The 1,089-nt window shown below is 58.5% G+C and carries 1 protein-coding gene and 1 pseudogene; both read left to right on the top strand.

The window, feature by feature from the left end; genetic code table 11:
• Positions 1-46: 46 nt before the first annotated feature.
• Positions 47-337: a transposase gene (locus ACZY0Y_RS19875; protein ID WP_463959940.1), complete on the top strand. Its 291-nt coding sequence runs from the start codon at positions 47-49 to the stop codon at positions 335-337.
• Positions 338-357: 20 nt separating this feature from the next.
• Positions 358-1,089: pseudogene (locus ACZY0Y_RS19870) on the top strand (IS3 family transposase); the annotation flags it as partial.

Here is a 1,089-nt window from a genome sequence, read left to right as displayed (position 1 = left end):
TGAGGTGTACTACTGATGTGAGACAGTCTTTGAAAGGATTGTTCCCATGTCTTCCCGTCCCACGTTTTCTGATGAGTTCAAGGCTGATGCTGTTGATCTCGTGATTACTTCCGGCCGTCCGATTGCCGCTGTGGCCTCCGAGCTGGGGGTCTCCGTGACCGCGTTGCGCCGGTGGGTCCGCTACCACCGAGAAGGTCACCCCGATACCGTGATGAAACCTGACGAACCCATTGATCCCGCGAAATATAAGGCCATGGAGGCCAGAATGCGGGAACTTGAACGGGAGAACGATTTCCTAAAAAAAGTTTCAGCGTTCTTCGCCAAAGAACAACGGTAGAAGATTCCTACCGACTTGTTCAGGCGAAGAGCGCAGAGTTTCCAGTCGCGTGGATGTGCGCCGAACTGGACGTTCCCAGGGCCTCGTACTACCGCTGGTTGAACGCCGAAGAAACCCCGACGGCTGCCCGGCACGCTGAGCTGACCGGACTGGTGAAGTCGATGTTCGATTCCTCCGAGGGGATCTTCGGTCACCGCATGGTCCACGACAAACTCACCGCCAAAGGCGTCCAGGTATCGTTGGGGACCGTCGCGGCGATCATGGCAGAGAACGGCTGGCAAGCGCGGCGGATGCGTGCCTTCAAACGCACCACGATCCCCTCGGATCCGGATAAATGCTTCGAGGATCTGATCGGGCGTGATTTCACGTCCGCCGCACCCGGCACCCGCCTCGTCGGGGACATCACGTACCTGCGTACGGATGAGGGCTGGTTGTATCTGGCCACGGTCATTGACCTGTGTACCCGCATGATTGTGGGCTGGGCGATGGCCGATCACATGCGCGCTTCCCTGGTTACGGGCGCGTTGACTATGGCCAGGGACCGCGGACATCTGGAGCCGAACGCCATCTTCCACAGCGACAGAGGAACGCAATATACATCCCGTGAAATGGGCAAATGGTGCACCGGGAACAATGTCCGGCAATCCATGGGAGCCACCGGGGTTTGTTGGGATAATGCCGTGGCCGAATCGGCGTTCTCGTCCCTGAAGAACGAGTTCTACCACCACCACAGCTTCGCAACCCGCCAGGAC

It is taken from the genome of Pseudarthrobacter kochi, from assembly GCF_055412805.1.
The sequence above is the reverse complement of the archived record's forward strand: the minus strand, read 5'-3'. Positions and strand labels throughout refer to the sequence as shown.

What these genes read in the sequence shown, in the direction of transcription:
- ACZY0Y_RS19875 (WP_463959940.1), top strand. Translation starts at nt 47, where the DNA reads ATGTCTTCCCGTCCCACGTTTTCTGATGAGTTCAAGGCTGATGCTGTT.